The sequence below is a fragment of the Pseudomonas cucumis genome, assembly GCF_030687935.1.
GTDB classification, from domain to species: Bacteria; Pseudomonadota; Gammaproteobacteria; order Pseudomonadales; family Pseudomonadaceae; genus Aquipseudomonas; species Aquipseudomonas cucumis.
The window spans coordinates 4343460-4360787 of record NZ_CP117454.1 but is presented as its reverse complement, the minus strand read 5'-3'; the positions used below and the strand labels follow the sequence as shown (position 1 = coordinate 4360787).

The 17328-nt window shown below is 59.6% G+C and carries 16 protein-coding genes; 6 read left to right on the top strand and 10 right to left on the bottom strand.

Annotated features, from left to right (window positions below):
- Positions 1-148: 148 nt before the first annotated feature.
- The gene (locus tag PSH97_RS19665; RefSeq protein WP_305446352.1) at positions 149-619 is read right to left on the bottom strand and encodes a hypothetical protein; all 471 of its coding nucleotides are present in this window, start codon (positions 617-619) and stop codon (positions 149-151) included.
- Between the two features lie 463 nt (positions 620-1082).
- On the opposite strand from PSH97_RS19665, the gene PSH97_RS19660 reads away from it, so the two are divergent.
- The 3 genes from PSH97_RS19660 to PSH97_RS19650 all read left to right on the top strand — a co-directional run bounded on the left by PSH97_RS19660 (position 1083) and on the right by PSH97_RS19650 (position 4058).
- A complete protein-coding gene (locus PSH97_RS19660; protein ID WP_305446351.1) occupies positions 1083-2018 on the top strand; it encodes a chemotaxis protein CheV in 936 nt (311 codons plus the stop codon).
- Positions 2019-2108: 90 nt separating this feature from the next.
- Positions 2109-2912, top strand: coding sequence for an MOSC domain-containing protein (locus PSH97_RS19655; protein ID WP_305446350.1), 804 nt, complete (start codon positions 2109-2111; stop codon positions 2910-2912).
- Positions 2913-3032: 120 nt separating this feature from the next.
- Positions 3033-4058: an IS110 family RNA-guided transposase gene (locus PSH97_RS19650; RefSeq protein WP_305446349.1), complete on the top strand. Its 1026-nt coding sequence runs from the start codon at positions 3033-3035 to the stop codon at positions 4056-4058.
- 285 nt (positions 4059-4343) lie between these two features.
- Here the strand turns inward: PSH97_RS19650 and ppnP are convergent, their stop codons facing one another.
- The 8 genes from ppnP to PSH97_RS19610 all read right to left on the bottom strand — a co-directional run bounded on the left by ppnP (position 4344) and on the right by PSH97_RS19610 (position 13699).
- Positions 4344-4628: a pyrimidine/purine nucleoside phosphorylase gene (ppnP, locus tag PSH97_RS19645; RefSeq protein WP_305446348.1), complete on the bottom strand. Its 285-nt coding sequence runs from the start codon at positions 4626-4628 to the stop codon at positions 4344-4346.
- A gap of 74 nt (positions 4629-4702) precedes the next feature.
- On the bottom strand, positions 4703-5251 hold the full coding sequence (locus PSH97_RS19640) for an exonuclease domain-containing protein (protein ID WP_305446347.1): 549 nt from the start codon (positions 5249-5251) through the stop codon (positions 4703-4705).
- A gap of 70 nt (positions 5252-5321) precedes the next feature.
- Complete coding sequence (locus PSH97_RS19635; protein WP_305446346.1) at positions 5322-7283, bottom strand: acetyl/propionyl/methylcrotonyl-CoA carboxylase subunit alpha; 1962 nt, start codon at positions 7281-7283, stop codon at positions 5322-5324.
- 107 nt (positions 7284-7390) lie between these two features.
- Positions 7391-8188, bottom strand: coding sequence for an enoyl-CoA hydratase/isomerase family protein (locus tag PSH97_RS19630; RefSeq protein ID WP_305446345.1), 798 nt, complete (start codon positions 8186-8188; stop codon positions 7391-7393).
- Positions 8185-9342: a citronellyl-CoA dehydrogenase gene (atuD, locus tag PSH97_RS19625; protein ID WP_305446344.1), complete on the bottom strand. Its 1158-nt coding sequence runs from the start codon at positions 9340-9342 to the stop codon at positions 8185-8187. The genes PSH97_RS19630 and atuD overlap by 4 nt, the downstream gene beginning before the upstream one ends.
- A gap of 23 nt (positions 9343-9365) precedes the next feature.
- Positions 9366-10982 (bottom strand): geranyl-CoA carboxylase subunit beta, encoded by a 1617-nt coding sequence (atuC, locus tag PSH97_RS19620; protein ID WP_305446343.1) that lies wholly within the window; start codon positions 10980-10982, stop codon positions 9366-9368.
- 2 nt (positions 10983-10984) lie between these two features.
- Positions 10985-11884, bottom strand: coding sequence for an SDR family oxidoreductase (locus PSH97_RS19615; RefSeq protein WP_305446342.1), 900 nt, complete (start codon positions 11882-11884; stop codon positions 10985-10987).
- A gap of 12 nt (positions 11885-11896) precedes the next feature.
- The gene (locus tag PSH97_RS19610; RefSeq protein WP_305446341.1) at positions 11897-13699 is read right to left on the bottom strand and encodes an acyclic terpene utilization AtuA family protein; all 1803 of its coding nucleotides are present in this window, start codon (positions 13697-13699) and stop codon (positions 11897-11899) included.
- 178 nt (positions 13700-13877) lie between these two features.
- On the opposite strand from PSH97_RS19610, the gene PSH97_RS19605 reads away from it, so the two are divergent.
- From PSH97_RS19605 to PSH97_RS19595, 3 genes are all read left to right on the top strand, one after another.
- Complete coding sequence (locus tag PSH97_RS19605) at positions 13878-14504, top strand: TetR/AcrR family transcriptional regulator (RefSeq protein ID WP_237885704.1); 627 nt, start codon at positions 13878-13880, stop codon at positions 14502-14504.
- Between the two features lie 92 nt (positions 14505-14596).
- Entirely contained in the window at positions 14597-15391 is a 795-nt protein-coding gene (locus PSH97_RS19600; RefSeq protein ID WP_305446340.1) for a substrate-binding periplasmic protein, read from the top strand.
- 99 nt (positions 15392-15490) lie between these two features.
- Positions 15491-16504, top strand: a complete 1014-nt coding sequence (locus tag PSH97_RS19595) for a GNAT family N-acetyltransferase (RefSeq protein WP_305446339.1) — start codon at positions 15491-15493, stop codon at positions 16502-16504.
- A 110-nt stretch (positions 16505-16614) separates the two neighbouring features.
- On the opposite strand, the gene PSH97_RS19590 is transcribed toward PSH97_RS19595, so the two are convergent.
- Positions 16615-17163 carry an RNA polymerase factor sigma-70 gene (locus tag PSH97_RS19590; protein WP_007894994.1) on the bottom strand — a complete coding sequence of 183 codons (549 nt, stop codon included), beginning with the start codon at positions 17161-17163 and terminating at the stop codon, positions 16615-16617.
- Between the last annotated feature and the right edge of the window lie 165 nt (positions 17164-17328).

The following is a 17328-nucleotide window of genomic DNA, read 5'->3' as shown; positions in this document are numbered from 1 at the left end:
AAACTTTCGATTTTTATCGTTGGAAGATATCGATCACCAGCATTTTGTTTTTATTGCCAGGCACTATCTGAAGTCGAGACAGTTGCGACATGAGCGCATCAAGTTATAGGGCGGCGTCATGGCAATAGAACGGGTAGGGCCGATGTTTTCAAGCTTGCCGTTCTGAGAGCGAAACCAACCTGAACGGTCTGGAATGGCTGGGAGGTTGAAACTGACTTTGCCCCACATGAAACGCAAACGCTTCAATCAGCGAGGTCTGTTCACTGTCATCGAGACCAAGGTGGCCGGTAGTCTGATCGATGAGTTCGAGTTGCCAGGCCATTAAAGTGAAGCAGTCCTTGAGCGCGTCCAGGGCTTGATCATGCAGGTCCATGTGGTTCTGCGCGTGGCTCAGCAATCCATGAATATGCAGTGAGAATTCCGAGACCGCCGCCAGTGCCAAAGCATCGGCCTTGCTGGACAACTTGAGAAGGGTGCTGAGCATGCAATCGATAGCGTCCTTGTCATTGCTGATCAGTTGCAAATGACTCAGGCATTCCTCGGATTTGGCCAAGAGTGTTTCAGCCTCGATGAGGAACTCTGGAAATCGCTGAGCCCACTCTTTGGTGTCGTTCGGCATGCTTATCTCCACAACGTCATGTCAGATGAGGGAATGTCGTGTGTGCCGACGAGAACCATACGTATCCCGGCGCTGCCAAGCTTTCGTGAGATCGCGCTCTGGCAGGTTTGAGCGCCGGCTGGGGAACTCGAGAGGGTGGATGGCCACTGACCTGCGATCGCACACAAAAGCCTGACTCCGTTCATGCAATGAGAATGGCGTCACATTAATGGCTATTGGATATTGCGAATATCAGGTTGGGCCTGATTGTTACTAGGGGAATCCCTTACGCAGGGGAACCTAACGTGCAAACCGAGGTCGCGCCGCAGGAAATGAAAGCAGATGAAATCACGGAGCCAGTAAAGCATGATGTTAATGTGACATCAATGTTTGATCGTGGCATTTTGTCTGGGGGTCAAGGTCCGGTAAAAACAGCCGATAACTCCCTTTAGTGAATTCATCAGAACAAGCCCAGGAGTCATTAATGGCCGGCATTCTCGACACGGTAGACCAACGCACGCAACTGGTGGGTGAGAATCGCCTGGAAATTCTCATGTTCCGACTGGCCGGACGGCAATTGTTCGCGATCAACGTCTTCAAGGTCCAGGAAGTGCTGCAGCTGCCGAAGCTGACCCTGATGCCGCAACGCCATCCCTATGTTTGTGGCGTGGTCAACCTGCGTGGTCAGACGCTGCCGGTGATCGACCTGTCCCAGGCCATCGGCATGCGCCCGCTGGTGCCAAGCCCCACCAGTACCATCATCGTCACCGAATACAACCGCTCGGTGCAGGCGTTCCTGGTCGGTGGCGTGGACCGCATCGTCAACATGAACTGGGAAGCCATTCTGCCGCCGCCCACCAGCGCTGGTCGCCAGCATTACCTGACCGCCATCAGCAAGGTTGATGATCAGTTGGTGGAAATCATCGACGTCGAAAAAGTGCTGGCCGAAATCGTTCCCTACAATGCCAAGGTATCGCGCGACAAACTCGATGATCCGGTGCTGGAGCGCGCCCGTGGCCGTGAAGTGCTGTTGGTGGATGACTCGAACGTGGCCTTGTCGCAATTGCGCGACACCTTGGGTCAACTGGGCGTGAAGATGCACATCGCCAGCGATGGCTTGAAGGCGCTGAACATGCTCAAGGCCTGGGCCGATACGGGCGAAGTCATGACCGACAAGCTGCTGATGATCTTCACCGATGCGGAAATGCCGGAAATGGACGGCTATCGATTGACCACCGAAATCCGTAACGACCCCCGTTTGCGCGGCCTTTATGTGGTCTTGCACACCTCGCTGTCGGGCAGCTTCAACGACTCGATGGTGAAGAAGGTCGGCTGCGACAACTTCCTCTCCAAGTTCCAGCCCGACAAACTCGTCGACGTGGTGCGCCAGCGCCTGATGCTCGACGCAGTACCTGCCTGACAGCACGAGCAGAGGCTGGTTTGACATCAGCCTTTGATTCGGCAAACAAGCTCGTATAGGGTGGCGTTTTTACCCACCAGGGAGCTGGCCATGCGTCTGAGCGCGCTTTATCGTTTTCCGTTGAAATCCGGCAAGGGCGAGACCCTGAATCAGGTCAGCCTGGACAAACTGGGACTGGACGGTGATCGACGCTGGATGCTGGTAGACGAGGCCAGTGGGCGCTTTCTGACTCAGCGCGCGGTCGCGAAAATGAGTCAGCTGTCAGCATTGTGGAATGCCGATGGCGGCTTGACCCTCAGCGCCCCGGATCATTCACCGATCGATATTGCGTTGCCTGACGGCGATGCCGATCTGCGTGGGGTGACCATCTGGCGCGACACCTTGCGCGTCCCCGATGCCGGCGATGCGGCGGGCGCCTGGGTCAGTGAGTTCATCGGCAAGCCGACACGCTTGGTGCAAGTGCCGCTTGAGCGCGCGCGGACTACCCAGGCCGGCTACGGCAAGGACGATGATCAGGTAGCTTTTGCCGACGGCTTTCCGTTGTTGCTAATTGGTCAGGCATCGCTGGAAGACTTGTCGAGCAAGGTCGGGCGGCCGCTGGAGATGTTGCGTTTCCGGCCCAATCTGGTAATCGAGGGCAGTGAAGCGTATGCCGAAGATAGCTGGAAGCGCATCCGCATTGGCGATGTCGAGTTTCGCGTGGTCAAGTCCTGCTCACGCTGCATTCTGACCACCATCGACCCGCAGACCGGCGAACGCAGCGAAGATCGTGAACCGCTGGCTACATTGCAGAAATACCGCACCGAGGCCGACGGCGCGATGTTTGGACAGAACTTGGTCAACGACGGCAATGGCCGGCTCGAAGTCGGCATGCCGGTGACGATCCTCGAATAAAAGCCCTTCAAAATGAAAAAATGCCCGCGTCCAAGAACGCGGGCATTAATGAGATGGTCACCCCCACACCCTGCGAGGGCTACGCTTTCGCAGGGTGTTTTGTTTTCGGAGGCCATCATCATGAGCGAGTCAGCGCTGATCGGGATCGATCTCGGTAAACACAGTTTCCACCTGCACGGCCAAGACAAATTGGGCCGAGAGGTGTTTCGCAAGAAGCTCTCGCGTCAACAAATGATGACGCTTTTCGGCAATCTGCCGGCCTGTACCGTGGTGATGGAAGCTTGTGCCGGCGCGCATTTCGTCGCTCTCCAGCTGATGGCCATGGGGCATGAAGCCAAACTGATTTCCCCGCAATTCGTCCGCCCCTTCGTCAAAGGCAACAAAAATGACTTCGTGGATGCCGAAGCCATTTGCGAGGCGGCTTCGCGTCCATCGATGCGCTTCGTTTCGCCTAAAACAGAGGCACAGCAGACGCTTTCCGTTCTGCATCGCCTGCGCGAGTCGCTGGTACGCGATCGCACCAAAACCGCCAATCAAATGCATGGTTTCCTACTGGAGTTCGGCATCAGCCTGCCCAAGGGCCTGGCGATCATGAAGCGGTTGGCGAGTATTTTGGCTGAGCATGAGTTGCCCGTTCGGTTGACAGTCCTGTTACAGCGCTTGCATGAGCATTTCTGTTATCTGGATGAACAGATCAAGGCGCTGGATAAAGAGCTGGCAAGCCAACTGGCCGACGATGATCTCGGCAGCCGCTTGCTGAGCTTGCCGTGTGTCGGGCCGATCACCGCCAGCCTGCTGGCTGTAGAGGTGGGCGATGGCCAACAGTACAAATGCAGCCGTGACTTCGCCGCCTCCGTGGGCTTGGTGCCCAGGCAGTACAGCACCGGCGGCAGGGCTAATTTGCTGGGCATCAGCAAGCGCGGCGACAAGCATCTCAGGCAGTTGCTGGTTCAATGTGCTCGGGTCTATATGCAGAGGCTAGAACACCAGAAAGGGGCTCTGGCCGACTGGGTGCGCTCATTGCTTGGGCGACGACACTCGAACGTGGTGGCCTGCGCCCTGGCTAACAAGCTGGCGCGGATCGCGTGGGCGCTAGCGGCTCACCATACGCAATATGAAGCAGGGCCAGACGCGCTGAACGCCTGACCCTGCGGTTGTTGCAGTACCACGAATCACCCTTCAGGTTTTGCGATAGCTGAACAACGGATGACGTGAACGGCCCACCGGCCTGACGAAGAACCTGACATAAAAATCGGCTTCAGAAGCCGCGGCATTTTTCAGGATCGTCAGGCGCGACTCTCATCGTGGCGCGGGGCATGCCCTGGATCGACGCCGGATAGATTTAAGCAAGCCAACCACTTCACCCATTAATCAGTATTGCAAAAATGGGGGTGACCATAGATTTTTTTGTCGCTGTGAAAACCCGGGGGGTTAGCCGCGGTATTCGCACAGGTAAGCGGTGTCGACGGCCACTTTGAGCTGGAACTTGCTGTTGGCGGGCACGTTGAACTGGCTGCCGGCGGCGAAGGTTTCCCAAGTGTCGCTGTCAGCCAGTTTGACGGTCAGGGCGCCGGACACCACGTGCATGATTTCGCGCTGGCTGGTGCCGAATTCGTATTCGCCCGGTGCCATGACGCCGATGGTCGCTGGACCTTCAGCGGTGCCAAAGGCGATCGACTTGACGGTGCCGTCGAAGTACTCGTTGACTTTAAACATGGGCGGTTCCTCGAAAAGGGCTAAAAAGGGCCGGCCAGTATGCACAAGGTGTCGATAGGCGTCACCTCCTGCACTCAAGGATTAGCGGGGAAAATCAGCGGTAACAATCGCGCAGTATTGCGCGCGTCTTCCAGTGCCCGATGCTGCTGGCCGTTGAACTGCAGGCCCGCCAGTTGCAAGGCTCCATTGAGGTTCAGCGGGCGCTCGAGCCGACAAGCCTTGGCGAAGCGTTGTTTGAGGTTCATGTGCGGCACCCGGCTCAGGGCGCTGTCGAGTTGCAGGCGCTGCCAATCCTGAAGCAGTTGTTTGCGGTCGTAATCGCCCCAACTGGCCCAGCCTTCCAGGCGCGCGTGATGTTGGCTCAGCCAGCGTTCGAACAACGGCCAAACGTCGGTGAGCGGCTGTGCGGCATCGATATTGGCCTGGGTGATGTGGGTCAATTCCCGGCAAAACGGCGTCAGCAAGGGCCGGCGCAACGGGCGCACGAAGCACTGGAAGTGATCCAGTTCCTGGCCCTTGCGGTCCACGAGGGTGGCACCGATTTCGATGATTTCCATTTCTGTTACTGGCCAGCCACCCTCATCGGTGGTGGCTTCCAGATCAATGACCAACCAGTGAGGCATCGCAGGGTTCCTGGTATCCGCGTCCTGATGGGCTTGAGCGTAGCCAAACCCGGCGGATCCGCCTAGCGGCTTATTCGACCTCCAACAAAATCTGACGATTTTTGACCTGATCGCCGACCCTTACCTGCAAGCGTTTGAGCACGCCGTCGATACCCGATTTGAGCGGATGCTCCATTTTCATGGCTTCTAGCACCACCAGCAACTGACCTTTGCTGACCGGGCTGCCCTCGCTGACCAGTACATCGACGATCGCCCCGTCCATCGGCGCTTTGAGCGTGCCGGAACTGACACTGGCCTGGCTGCTGACCAGCGCCTGGGTCCGATCGACCAGCCGCAGGCTGCCGGGGCGCGTGAACAACCAGAGTTCCCCAGCCTTGAGGCGGTAGGCATGGCGTTGGCGGATGCCATCGATTTCCAGGGTGGCCCAGCGTCCGTCGCATCCGATGACTTTCAGTTCGAGGGCGCGAGCGCCAACCTGAGCACGGTAGGGCTTGCCGGGTTCAGCGTTCAGTTCCACCGGCCAATCCTGATCCTCGTGGCCGATTCGGTAGTGCAAAGGCACGCTGGCGTTGTTGCGCCAACCGGCCAGCGGGGCGCGGTGAGCCTGTGCCGAGGCTTGATAAAACAGCGCTGCGGCGATGGCCAGTTCTTCGATACTCGGCACATGGGGATGCAGGCATGGATGATCGGCGAAACAGGTGGGTATGAATCCGGTGCTGAACTCGCCGCTGATGAACTGCGGATGTTCCAGCAGGCTGGCGAGCAAGCGCTGATTGCTTTGCACGCCCAGCAGCACGCTGTCTTGTACCGCCCGGAGCAACTTGCGCCGGGCTTCTTCGCGGGTGGCGCCGTGGGCGATGAGCTTGCCCAGCATCGGGTCATAGAACGGGCTGACAGACTGGCCTTCGATCAGGCCATGGTCGATCCGCACGCCGCCCGGCAACGCAGGTTCCCAGACTGCGATTCGCCCGGTTTGCGGCACAAATCCCTGGGCTGGATCTTCGGCGTACAGGCGCACCTCCATGGCGTGCCCGTTGAGTTGCACCTGCTCTTGTCCCAGCGGCAGTGGTAGTCCTTCGGCGACGTGAAACTGCCAGGCCACCAGATCGAGGCCAGTGATCAGCTCTGTCACCGGATGTTCCACTTGCAGCCGGGTGTTCATCTCCAGAAAGTAAAACTGCCCGCGAGCATCCAGCAGGAACTCCACAGTGCCAGCGCCGACATAATTTACCGCGCGCCCCGCCTTGAGCGCCGCTTCGCCCATGGCCTGGCGCAACTCGGCGGTCATTACCGGGCAGGGCGCTTCCTCGATGATTTTCTGGTGGCGGCGCTGGATCGAACAATCGCGCTCGCCGAGGTAGATCAGGTTGCCGTGCTGATCGCCAAACACCTGAACCTCGACGTGACGCGGGTCGATCAAGGCTTGCTCGAGGATCAGTTCGTCGCTGCCAAATCCGTGCAGCGCCTCGGAGCGTGCGGTACGGAGTTGCTCCAGCAATTCTCCAGCGCTGTGCACCAGGCGCATGCCACGACCGCCACCGCCTGCACTGGCCTTGATCATCAGCGGGTAACCGATGCGTTCGGCTTCGCGGTTTAGGGTCGCATCGTCCTGTTCGCTGCCCTGATAGCCTTTGATGCAGGACACGCCCGCTTTGATCATGGCGAGTTTCGACAGGCGTTTGCTGCCCATCAACTCGATGGCCTCGGGGCTGGGGCCGATGAAGATGATGCCGGCCTGTTGGCAGGCGAGGGCGAATGCTGCGTTTTCCGAGAGGAAGCCGTAACCAGGGTGGACCGCATCGGCACCGGTGCGCCGGGCGGCGTCGATGATCGCCGCAATGTTCAGATATGACTGCTGCACCGGGGCCGGGCCGATGTTTACCGCTTCGTCGGCCATCTGCACGTGCAATGCCTCGGCGTCGGCATCGCTGAACACGGCGACGGTGCGGTAGCCCAGCGCTTGCGCAGTGCGCTGGATGCGGCAGGCGATTTCACCGCGGTTGGCGATCAGGACTTTGCTGAAGGCGGGCATGGGTTATTCCCTTTGTATTGCGGTGGATGTGATGGCCCCATCGCGAGCAGGCTGGCTCCCACACTTGAAATGCATTCCCCAGTGGGAGCGTGCTGCTCGCGAAGCTTTTATATCGCCCAACCCGGTTTTCGCTTTTGCACAAAAGCCATGGTCCCCTCGACCCCTTCATCCCCGGTCACCGCTTCACTGAACCACTCGGCTGCCTGATCCAGCAGGCCATCCGAAAGTTGCCCCGCACTCGCCAGCAAGAGTTTTTTGGTCGCCGCATTCGCCCCCGGCGCACAACACAGCACATGGGCCAGCACCTCATCAAGGCGCTCGGCCAAGGCTTGCGGGTCGTGCTCGACAAAATGCACCAGTCCCATGCGCCGCGCCTGGTTGCCATCGAACCGTGCGGCGGTCAGGGCCAGTCGGCGAGCCTGGGTCAGACCAATGCGCTGCACCACGAACGGCGCGATCTGCGCCGGCAGCAGGCCGAGGCTGGTTTCCGGCAGGCCGAATTGCGCCTGATGATCGGCCATGGCGATATCACTGACGCAGGCCAGACCGAAACCACCGCCAAGCACCGCGCCTTGCAGCACCGTGATGACCACTTGCGGCGCGTGCTGGGTTTCTTCCAGCAGGGCACCGAACACACGGTTCAAATCGCGATAGGCCGTTTGGCCCTGAGCGCGGGCGTTGGCCATGTCCTTGATGTCGGCACCGGCACAAAAATGCCCGCCGGCACCGCCGATCACCAACGCGCGAACCTGCCGGTCATCCCGCACCGCCGCCAGCACTGCACGCAATTCGGCAACCATTTGCAGGTTCATGGCATTGCGGCTGTCGGGGCGATTGAGGGTGATGTGCAGGACGCCGTTATGCCGTTCGAGCAACAGGGTCTGACAAACGGGGAGGGTGCTCATTTCTTTTTCCCCGGCAGGATGCCCATGAGTTTGCAGATGATCCCCAGCATGATTTCGTCGGCGCCGCCGCCGATCGACACCAGTCGCACGTCGCGGTAAGCCCGGGCCACCGGGTTGTCCCACATGAAGCCCATGCCGCCCCAATATTGCAGGCAGCTGTCGCTGACTTCCCGACCCAGTCGCCCGGCCTTGAGTTTGGCCATGGAGGCCAGGCGGGTGACGTCCTGGCCTTTGATGTATTGCTCGGTGGCCTGGTAGACCAGCGCCCGCAGGCATTCGATTTCGGTTTGCAATTCGGCCAGACGGAAATGAATGACCTGATTGTCGATCAGCACATTACCGAAGGTTTTGCGCTCCTTGCAGTACTCGATGGTGCTGTCGACGCAGTATTCCAGGCCTTTGATCATGTTCGCCGCGCCGAACAATCGTTCTTCCTGGAACTGCAGCATCTGCATCATGAACCCCGCGCCTTCGTGGCCGATGCGGTTGCGTTGCGGTACACGTACGTTGTCGAAGAATATCTGGGCGGTTTCCGAGCTGCGCATGCCGAGCTTGTCCAGGTGCGAGCTGAGGCTGATACCGGGGCTGTTCATCGGCACCATGATCAGCGACTTGTTGATGTGCGGTTTGTCGTCCGAAGTATTGGCCAAAAGGCAGATGAAGTCGGCGCTCGGCGAGTTGGTGATCCACATCTTGCTGCCGTTGATCACGTAGTCGTCGCCGTCCTTGCGGGCGGTGGTTTTCAAACCTGCTACGTCGGAGCCGGCGCCGACTTCGGAGACGCCAATGCAGCCGACCTGTTCGCCGGTGATCGCCGGCCGCAGGAATTCTTCGCGTAACTCATCGGAGCCGAATCGCGCCAGGGCCGGGGTGCACATGTCGGTCTGCACGCCGATGGACATCGGAATGCCGCCGCAATGGATGGTGCCGAACTCCTCGGCGGCCACAATCGAATAGCTGTAATCGAGCCCCATGCCGCCGAATTTTTCCGGTTTGCTAATTCCCAGCAGACCGAGGTCGCCAGCCTTGCGGAAGATTTCATGGATCGGAAAGCGCCCGGCCTTTTCCCATTCATTGACGTGAGGATTGATCTCATGATCGACGAATTGGCGGACGGTGCGGCGTAGTGCTTCGTGTTCCTGGGTGAAGATCATTTTTATTGTTCTCCTGATCGCCCTTAGAAGCGGGCTACACCAAAACTGTTGGCTTGCAGCGAACGAACCTCGGCCTCATGGCAGATATCCAGCAAATACCCGAGCAACGTGCGGGTGTCCCGCGGATCGATCAGCCCGTCGTCCCACAGGTTGGCGCTGCCATACAGCGCGGTGGACTGGCTGTCGAGTTTCTGTGCGGTGACCTGTTCCAGCATGTCGAGCATTTTCGGGGCGGGCACCAACCCGTCCTTGAGCTGTTTGGCTTCGGTGACGATCCGCAGCACTTTGCCGGCCTGAGCGCCGCCCATCACCGCGGTGCGGCTGTTGGGCCAGGCGAAGATGAAACGCGGGTCGAGGCCACGGCCGCACATCGCGTAGTTGCCGGCACCGTAGGAACCGCCGACGACGATCGTCAGTTTGGGCACTCGGGCATTGGCCACCGCTTGAATCATTTTCGCGCCGTGTTTGATCACCCCTTGCTGTTCCGACTCGGTGCCGACCATGAAGCCGGTGGTGTTGTGAAAAAACAGCAGCGGCGTCTGGCTCTGGTCGCAAAGCTGAATGAACTGTGCAGCCTTGCTCGCGCCTTTGGGCGTGATGGGGCCGTTGTTGCCGATGAAACCGCAGGCTCGCCCCTGAATCTGCAGATGCCCGCAGATTGTTTGCTGGTCGAACTCGCCCTTGAATTCGAGGAAGTTCGACGCGTCGGCAATCCGCGCGATGATTTCGCGCACGTCGTAGGGTTTTTTCGGGTCATCCGGGATCAGCCCCAGCAGTTCGTCGATGGGGTAGAGCGGTTCTTCCCACCGACGTTCGGGTAACCATGGCAACTGATCGTTCCACGGCAACAGGCTCATGATCTCGCGCACCTGGCGCACGCCATCGGCATCGTTATCGGCCAGGTATTCGGCGGTGCCGGCGGTTTGTGCGTGCATCTCGGCGCCGCCCAGTTCTTCATCGGTGGCGACTTCACCGGTGGCAGCCTTTAGCAGCGGCGGCCCGGCGAGAAACAGCTTGGCCTTGCCGCGCACCACCACCACGTAATCCGACAACCCCGGCTGATAAGCACCGCCCGCCGTGGCCGAGCCATGGACCACGGTGATTTGCGGCAAGCCCATGGCCGACATCCGCGCCTGATTGGCAAAGCTGCGCGCGCCTTCGACGAAAATCTCCGCCGCGTAATTGAGGTTGGCGCCTCCGCTTTCCGCGAGGGTGATTACCGGCAGTTTGTTTTCCATGGCGATCTGTTGCAGGCGTAGCGACTTTTTCAAACCGCTGGGGGAAATGGTTCCGCCCTTGATCGCGCTGTTGTTCGCCACCACTAGCACCCGTGCGCCGGACACGTAACCGATCCCGGCGATCAAACCGCCGCCCGCCGAGCTGCCGTCCTTGTCGTCGTGCAGTTTATAGCCGGCCAGGCTGGCCAGTTCGAGGAACGGTGCGCCGGGGTCGAGCAGCAGGTTAAGCCGCTCCCGGGGCAGCAGTTGCCCGCGTTTGTTGAACCTGGGCTTGGCTTCGGCGGCTTTGCTCAGCAGGTTCTGTTCGAGCTGACGGACTTGCTCGATGCCGGCCAGCATGGCCGCCCGGTTGCGGGCGAACGCTTCGCTGAATGGGTCGACTTGGGACTGGATGACCGGCATGGTTATTCCTTGTCCTTGAGTTCGTCTGGTTTGGGAGCGTCGGGTCTGAGGACCTCGGGTAAATAGGCGCGGTGAAAGCCGTTGTACGAATGGCTGTTCTGCGCCTTGTGCATCGGCCAGGCCCGTCCGCCGAGGCTGGCGGCGCCGTCGATGCGCAACGTGCTGCCGCTGACAAAAGCGGCTGCCGGGCTGAGCAGGAAAACAATCGCCGCGCTGATTTCCGATTCGGTGCCGATGCGCTTGAGCGGTACGTGTTCGCACAGGGTCGGGATCACGGCCCGGAACGCACCTTCGTAGGTGTCCATGCCGCTGGAGGCGACCCAGCCTGGCGCGACGGCGTTGACCCGCACGCCGGCATAACCCCATTCAAACGCGGCGGTCTTGGTGAAGTTGTCCATGCCCGAGCGCGCCGCGCCCGAGTGCCCCATGCCGGGCATGCCGCCCCACATGTCGGCGAGCATGTTGACGATGGCACCGCCGTGCTTGCTCATCGACTGGTTGAACACCTCCCGGGCCATCAGAAAACCGCCCACCAGGTTGGTGCGCAGTATGGTTTCGAACCCTTTCTGATTGATCGACGCCAGGGGCGAGGGGTACTGCCCGCCAGCATTGTTGACCAGTCCATGAATCGGTCCGTGTTGGCGGATCAACTCGCTGACCAGTTGCGTGACGGCATCTTCATCGCGGATATCGCAGACCTGCCAACTGGCTTTACCCCCGTCTTCGGTAATTTCAGCGGCGACGTTTTTCAGTTTCTCGGCATTACGCCCCACCAGCAGCACCTGCGCACCGAGGGCTGCGAGCTCGTGGGCGGTGCAGCGGCCGATGCCGCTGCCGCCACCGGTGACGATGATGTTTTGGCCGGCGAACAGGTCGGGTTTGAAAATCGAGTCATAAGCCATGGCGACAGTCCTCTAATTGACCTGATCGGCAATGCGCTGCGGCACCGGAATCTGGATCTCCAGCAGTTGTTGGGCGAAGGCCTTGCCTTGCGGATCGATCCGCAGGCTGGCCACGCCACCGCCGCCCAGCGCGTTCTCCAGAAGAAAATTAAAGCTCTGAGTGCCCGGTAAATACCAGCGTTCGACACGCCCGTGGATCGGGTCGAGGACATGGCTCATCCAGTCGACCATCACCGCAGGTGTCAGCGCTTCGGCGATCCACGGCAGGTAATCGGGATGGCGCGCCATGACGCCGATGTTGCTGTGATTGCCCTTGTCGCCGGAGCGCGCCACGGCGAGTTTGATCAGGGCCACGCTGGCATCGGCGCGTTCTGTGGGTTGGGGCGGATCGAACGGTAGCGGCAAGTCATCCGGGGCGAGTACGTCGAGGGCGGGCAGGGCGCACGGGTGGCGCTCACCGGCGAGGTCGATTTCCAGGGTACAGGCCGTTTTGTCGATCAGGAATGAAAACAGCCGGATCAGCGGGTACACCGTCGGCCGCCCGCCGACGATTCCGGTCAACCCCGGTGCCATGCCGGTGGCGGCCTGGGCGATTTCCCGGGAAAACACAATCAAGGCCTGTTTGCTTGGGTGGCGCACGGCGAGTTTGATCACCACTTCGCGACTGTCCTGGCGCTGACCGTGAGGGCCGTAAGTGGCTTCGCTGCCGAGCAGTTCGATGTTCACTTCACTGTAGGGCGCCCAGCCGCGCTGGCTGAAGATTTCCGCGGTCTTGTTGATGATCGCCTGGCTAACCCGTCGGGCCTTGGCTACGGCATCAATCCCTGCGATCAGGCAACTGGCGGTACAGCGAAAACCGTCCGGATACGTGGCGCTGACCTTGTACTGATCGGTCGGCGGCAAGCCTTTTGCGCCATGCACCTGCACCGCGTTTTTGCCTTGTTGCACGAGTTTGACCTGACTGAAATCGCACACCACATCGGGCAGCAAATAGGCCTGCGGGTCGCCGATTTCATAAAGCATCTGCTCGCCAACGGTCAGGGGCGTGACCAGGCCGCCGGAACCATCGGGTTTGCTGACGATGAACTGGCCGTCGGCGCCGACCTCGACGATCGGAAAACCGATGTGTTCGTAGTCGGGCACATCGCGCCAGTCGGTGAAGTTTCCGCCCGTGCACTGGGCACCACATTCAATGAGGTGCCCGGCCAATGCAGCCTGGGCGAGTTTGTCGTAGTCGTGCCACGACCAACCGAACTCATGCACTAGCGCGGCGCTGACCACGGCGCTGTCGACCACGCGCCCGGTAATCACAATGTCGGCGCCCAGACGCAGGGCTTCGACGATGCCCGGCGCGCCGAGGTAGGCGTTGGTCGACACACACATCGGCGGCAGGGGCGTGCCATTGAACATCTCATGGAGGCCAAGGCTGCTCAGGCGTTTGAACTGCGGTTGCAGATCGTCACCCGATAGCACGGCGATCTTCAGCGCTACTCCAGCCTTGTCGCAGGCCGATTGCAGGGCCGCGGCGCAAGCCTGCGGGTTGACGCCGCCGGCATTGCTGATAACGCGGATCTTCTGTTCCGCGAGCTGGTTGAGGAGGGGGCTGAGCACTTCGATGAAGTCGCTGGCGTAGCCGGCCCCCGGATCTTTCATCCGCGCCCCGGCCATGATCGACATGGTTATCTCGGCCAGATAATCGAACACCAGATAGTCCAGCCGCCCGCCTTCCACCAGTTGCGCGGCGGCGGTCGAGGTGTCGCCCCAGAATGCGCTGGCGCAACCGATGCGGATTGTTTTGGGCGCAGCCAATTCCATAACCACCTCCGACAGAAGTGTCTCGAGACTACCAAGCAAGCGCTTGGTTTGTAAACGGCTGAAATATCTTCTGCCCAAGCGCTTGCTTGGTCGCCCCCGCCAGCTTAAATTGCCCGCGCAACCCCGCCGTTTTAGCGGGCAGCGGCGCAATTGATTGATCGACTGTAGGAGAGAACGGGTGGACGAGCAAAAAGCCCTGAGGGTGATGCGCGAATTGGTCGACAACGGCCAATTGACCGACCCGGACAGCGCCCGTGGCAAACTCCTGCAAGTGGCCGCTCACCTGTTTCGCAACAAAGGTTATGAACGCACCACCGTGCGTGATCTGGCTGGTGCGGTGGGTATTCAGTCGGGCAGTATTTTTCATCACTTCAAAAGCAAGGATGAGATCCTGCGGGCCGTGATGGAGGAGACCATTCGCTACAACACCGCGTTGATGCGCGCAGCCCTGGCCGAGGCCGGCAGTGTGCGCGAGCGGGTGTTGGCGCTGATTCGTTGTGAATTGCAGTCGATCATGGGCGGCAGCGGCGAGGCCATGGCGGTGCTGGTATATGAATGGCGTTCGCTGTCAGCAGAAGGCCAGGCGCAAGTTTTGGCGCTGCGTGATATTTATGAAGACATCTGGCTGCAGGTACTGGGCGAGGCCAAGGACGCCGGTTTTATCCGTGGCGACGTGTTTATCACCCGCCGTTTCCTGACGGGCGCGTTGTCCTGGACCACCACCTGGTTTCGCGCCGATGGCAGCATGAGCCTCGATCAATTGGCCGATGAGGCGTTGATTCTGGTGCTTGAAGAACGGCAGTGAGCCGTCTATCTCGGCAAGAAACTGGCTAAGTCGGCGAAACCGCCTAGCTTGAATGCATTGATGGGTATTTTCTTGGGGAGTGGGTTGTTTTGATGTCTTCACCAATTCGGACAGCGTCTCGGCTATTGCTGGCGGCGCTTGCAGTGTGCTGCGTATTGCCCTCTCAGGCTGCACAGTTGGTGCGGGTCGGTGCCGCGCATTTTCCACCCTATACCGTGCGTCCGGAGTCCGGTGCCGACACCGGTCTGTTGCCGCAACTGGTGGAAGCGCTGAATCAGGCGCAAACCGACTATCAGTTTGAGCTGGTTCCCACCTCCATTCCCCGGCGCTTTGGTGACTTCAAACAAGGCCGGGTGGACATGGCGATTTTCGAGAACCCGGACTGGGGCTGGAAGGACATCCCGCATACCCTCGTCGACATGGGCCTGGAAGATGCAGAAATCTTTGTCGCGCAGAAGAAGCCCGATCGCGATCAGAATTACTTCAAGGACCTGACGGGCAAGCGTCTGGCGCTGTACAGCGGCTACCACTACGAGTTTGCCAATTTTAATGCCGATCCCAAGTATCTGGCTGACACCTACAAGGCCACGCTGACCTATTCCCATGACAGCAACTTGTTGATAGTGCTGCGCGGGCGGGCGGACATTGCCTTGGTGACACGTTCCTACCTGAGCGATTACCTGTTGCGTAACGAGAAAGTCGGCGAGCAATTGTTGGTGTCCCAACGCATCGATCAGGTCTATCACCATTACGCGTTGATTCGCCCGCAGGCGCCGATTACCGGCGAAGCATTTGGCAAGTTGCTGCAAGGCCTGAGAGACAATGGCCAGATGCTGAAGATTTTCGATCCCTACAAAATTGCCCTGGTGCCGGTGGGTAAAGACTGAAACGCGCCACGGGTCGTGTATTTGGCGACGGCGCTTAAATTTCCTGCCCCGGCTCACGTCACATCGTTGAACTGTCGACGATTACCGTGAGCCCCACCCATGTCCAATCTGAATGACCTGACCAGCCTGGCCTTGCCGTCAGGCAACTGTTTTGTAGCCGATGAAACCGCCAGCCGCCTGAGCCTCAGCCTGCAAGGGCAACCGTTGATCGAACTGCGGCTGACCCGCGAGCCGGAGTTGCATCTGCGGCTGGAGGAACGCTTCGGCCGTCCTGACGGTCAGGCATTCTGGGCGGCCTGCTATTGGCTGTTTGCCCGTGATTCGGCTTGTCAGCGTCTGACCTGGCACCTCGATGACGTGCCCACCGAAGCCTTGCTCAGTGGATTGCTGATCGCGACCGAAGTCACCGGCCAGTATCGCTGCGAACGCACGCTGTTCTGGCAATTGCCCCAGCCTTGGCTGGGTGAGTCGCGCACCGGCAGCTATCCGCAGCAAATGGTCATCAGTGGCGGCAAGCGCCATCCATTGCGTGCGGTAAAACCCCGTGGTGAGGTCTATCGACGCTTCGATGCGCGGCTCGGTGCGTGGGTCTCCCTGCGCACGGTAGAAATCGAGCATGACCTGGCGCGTTTCAACCGTTGGCAGAACAGCCCGCGGGTGGCGAGTTTCTGGCAGGAGGAGGGCAGCCTCGAGAAGCATCGCGAATACCTGAGCAAGCTTGAAGCCGACCCGCACACCTTGACGCTGATCGGTTGCTTCGATGATCAGCCGTTTGCCTATTTCGAAGCCTATTGGGCCAAGGAAGATCGCATTGCACCGTTTTATGATGCTGGCGATTACGACCGTGGCATTCACATGCTGGTGGGCGAAGAACATCACCGCGGCCCGCACAAGGTGGCGAGCTGGCTATCGGCGCTGGTGCATTACCTGTTTCTCGATGATCCACGCACTCAACGGGTGGTCGCCGAACCTCGCGCCGACAACGCGAAGATGATCGGGCACATGCACAATCATTGTTTTCACTGCGAAAAAGAGTTCGACTTCCCGCACAAGCGCGCGGCGCTGATGATGCTGGGGCGTGAGCGGTTTTTTGATCGGTGTTCGTTGGCTTGATGCGTAAGGCTCAAGGTCTGTGGCGGTCTTGAGTCAGTCTTCGCGGGCAAGCCTCGCTCCTACAGGGAATCGCATTCCCCCTGTAGGAGCGAGGCTTGCCCGCGAAGCTTTTAACGGCGCGCAAAGGTATCCGCACGATTGCCCGACACCTTGCGGCAATGCACCAGCGCGTCACGAATCATGAAGTTCACCAGGGTTGGCGAGACGCCAAGTTCCTTGGCGATGTCTTTTTGCGGTACGCCGTGCAGGCGGTACATCTCGAAGGCGTAACGGGTGCGGCTGGGCAGCTCCGTCAGCGCATCGGCAATGTTTTCCAGGGTCGAGAAATTCATGTGCGAGGTTTCCGGCGAAGCGCCCTGAATCACCACGTTCAGACCTTCCTCTTCCGGGCCCGAATACTTCTGCTCCAGCGCCTGCTTGCGGTAATGATCGATCGCCAGGTTACGCACGATCTGGAACAGATAGCTGAGCTGCGCCTTGATTGACGATGTGATCTGCGGCGCCGATTGCAGCCTGAAGAACGCATCCTGCACCACGTCTTCGGCGCGTGATCGGCAACCGGTGATGCGGGCGGCAATCTTGACCAGAATCAGTCGGTTGTCGACGAAGGCCTGAAGTAGCGGTGAATCGCACCTGCTTGTGGATACTTGTTCCGTCATTGGAAATCACCTTGCTGCAAATAGGGTCGTGGGACGACAGGGGGATCAGACTCGTCCTACACATCGAGCGACAAATTATGTTGAATGATAATGATTGTCAATTGAGAAAGAGAATTAATGCTCCATAGAAGAGCAGAGTGAGAACTGCGACAGGCTGACTCACCT

Bases quoted from the DNA above. Each gene is read 5' to 3' on its own strand.
- PSH97_RS19665 (WP_305446352.1), bottom strand. From the start codon at position 619: ATGCCGAACGACACCAAAGAGTGGGCTCAGCGATTTCCAGAGTTCCTC.
- PSH97_RS19660 (WP_305446351.1), top strand. From the start codon at position 1,083: ATGGCCGGCATTCTCGACACGGTAGACCAACGCACGCAACTGGTGGGT.
- PSH97_RS19655 (WP_305446350.1), top strand. From the start codon at position 2,109: ATGCGTCTGAGCGCGCTTTATCGTTTTCCGTTGAAATCCGGCAAGGGC.
- PSH97_RS19650 (WP_305446349.1), top strand. From the start codon at position 3,033: ATGAGCGAGTCAGCGCTGATCGGGATCGATCTCGGTAAACACAGTTTC.
- ppnP (WP_305446348.1), bottom strand. From the start codon at position 4,628: ATGTTTAAAGTCAACGAGTACTTCGACGGCACCGTCAAGTCGATCGCC.
- PSH97_RS19640 (WP_305446347.1), bottom strand. From the start codon at position 5,251: ATGCCTCACTGGTTGGTCATTGATCTGGAAGCCACCACCGATGAGGGT.
- PSH97_RS19635 (WP_305446346.1), bottom strand. From the start codon at position 7,283: ATGCCCGCCTTCAGCAAAGTCCTGATCGCCAACCGCGGTGAAATCGCC.
- PSH97_RS19630 (WP_305446345.1), bottom strand. From the start codon at position 8,188: ATGAGCACCCTCCCCGTTTGTCAGACCCTGTTGCTCGAACGGCATAAC.
- atuD (WP_305446344.1), bottom strand. From the start codon at position 9,342: ATGATCTTCACCCAGGAACACGAAGCACTACGCCGCACCGTCCGCCAA.
- atuC (WP_305446343.1), bottom strand. From the start codon at position 10,982: ATGCCGGTCATCCAGTCCCAAGTCGACCCATTCAGCGAAGCGTTCGCC.
- PSH97_RS19615 (WP_305446342.1), bottom strand. From the start codon at position 11,884: ATGGCTTATGACTCGATTTTCAAACCCGACCTGTTCGCCGGCCAAAAC.
- PSH97_RS19610 (WP_305446341.1), bottom strand. From the start codon at position 13,699: ATGGAATTGGCTGCGCCCAAAACAATCCGCATCGGTTGCGCCAGCGCA.
- PSH97_RS19600 (WP_305446340.1), top strand. From the start codon at position 14,597: ATGTCTTCACCAATTCGGACAGCGTCTCGGCTATTGCTGGCGGCGCTT.
- PSH97_RS19595 (WP_305446339.1), top strand. From the start codon at position 15,491: ATGTCCAATCTGAATGACCTGACCAGCCTGGCCTTGCCGTCAGGCAAC.
- PSH97_RS19590 (WP_007894994.1), bottom strand. From the start codon at position 17,163: ATGACGGAACAAGTATCCACAAGCAGGTGCGATTCACCGCTACTTCAG.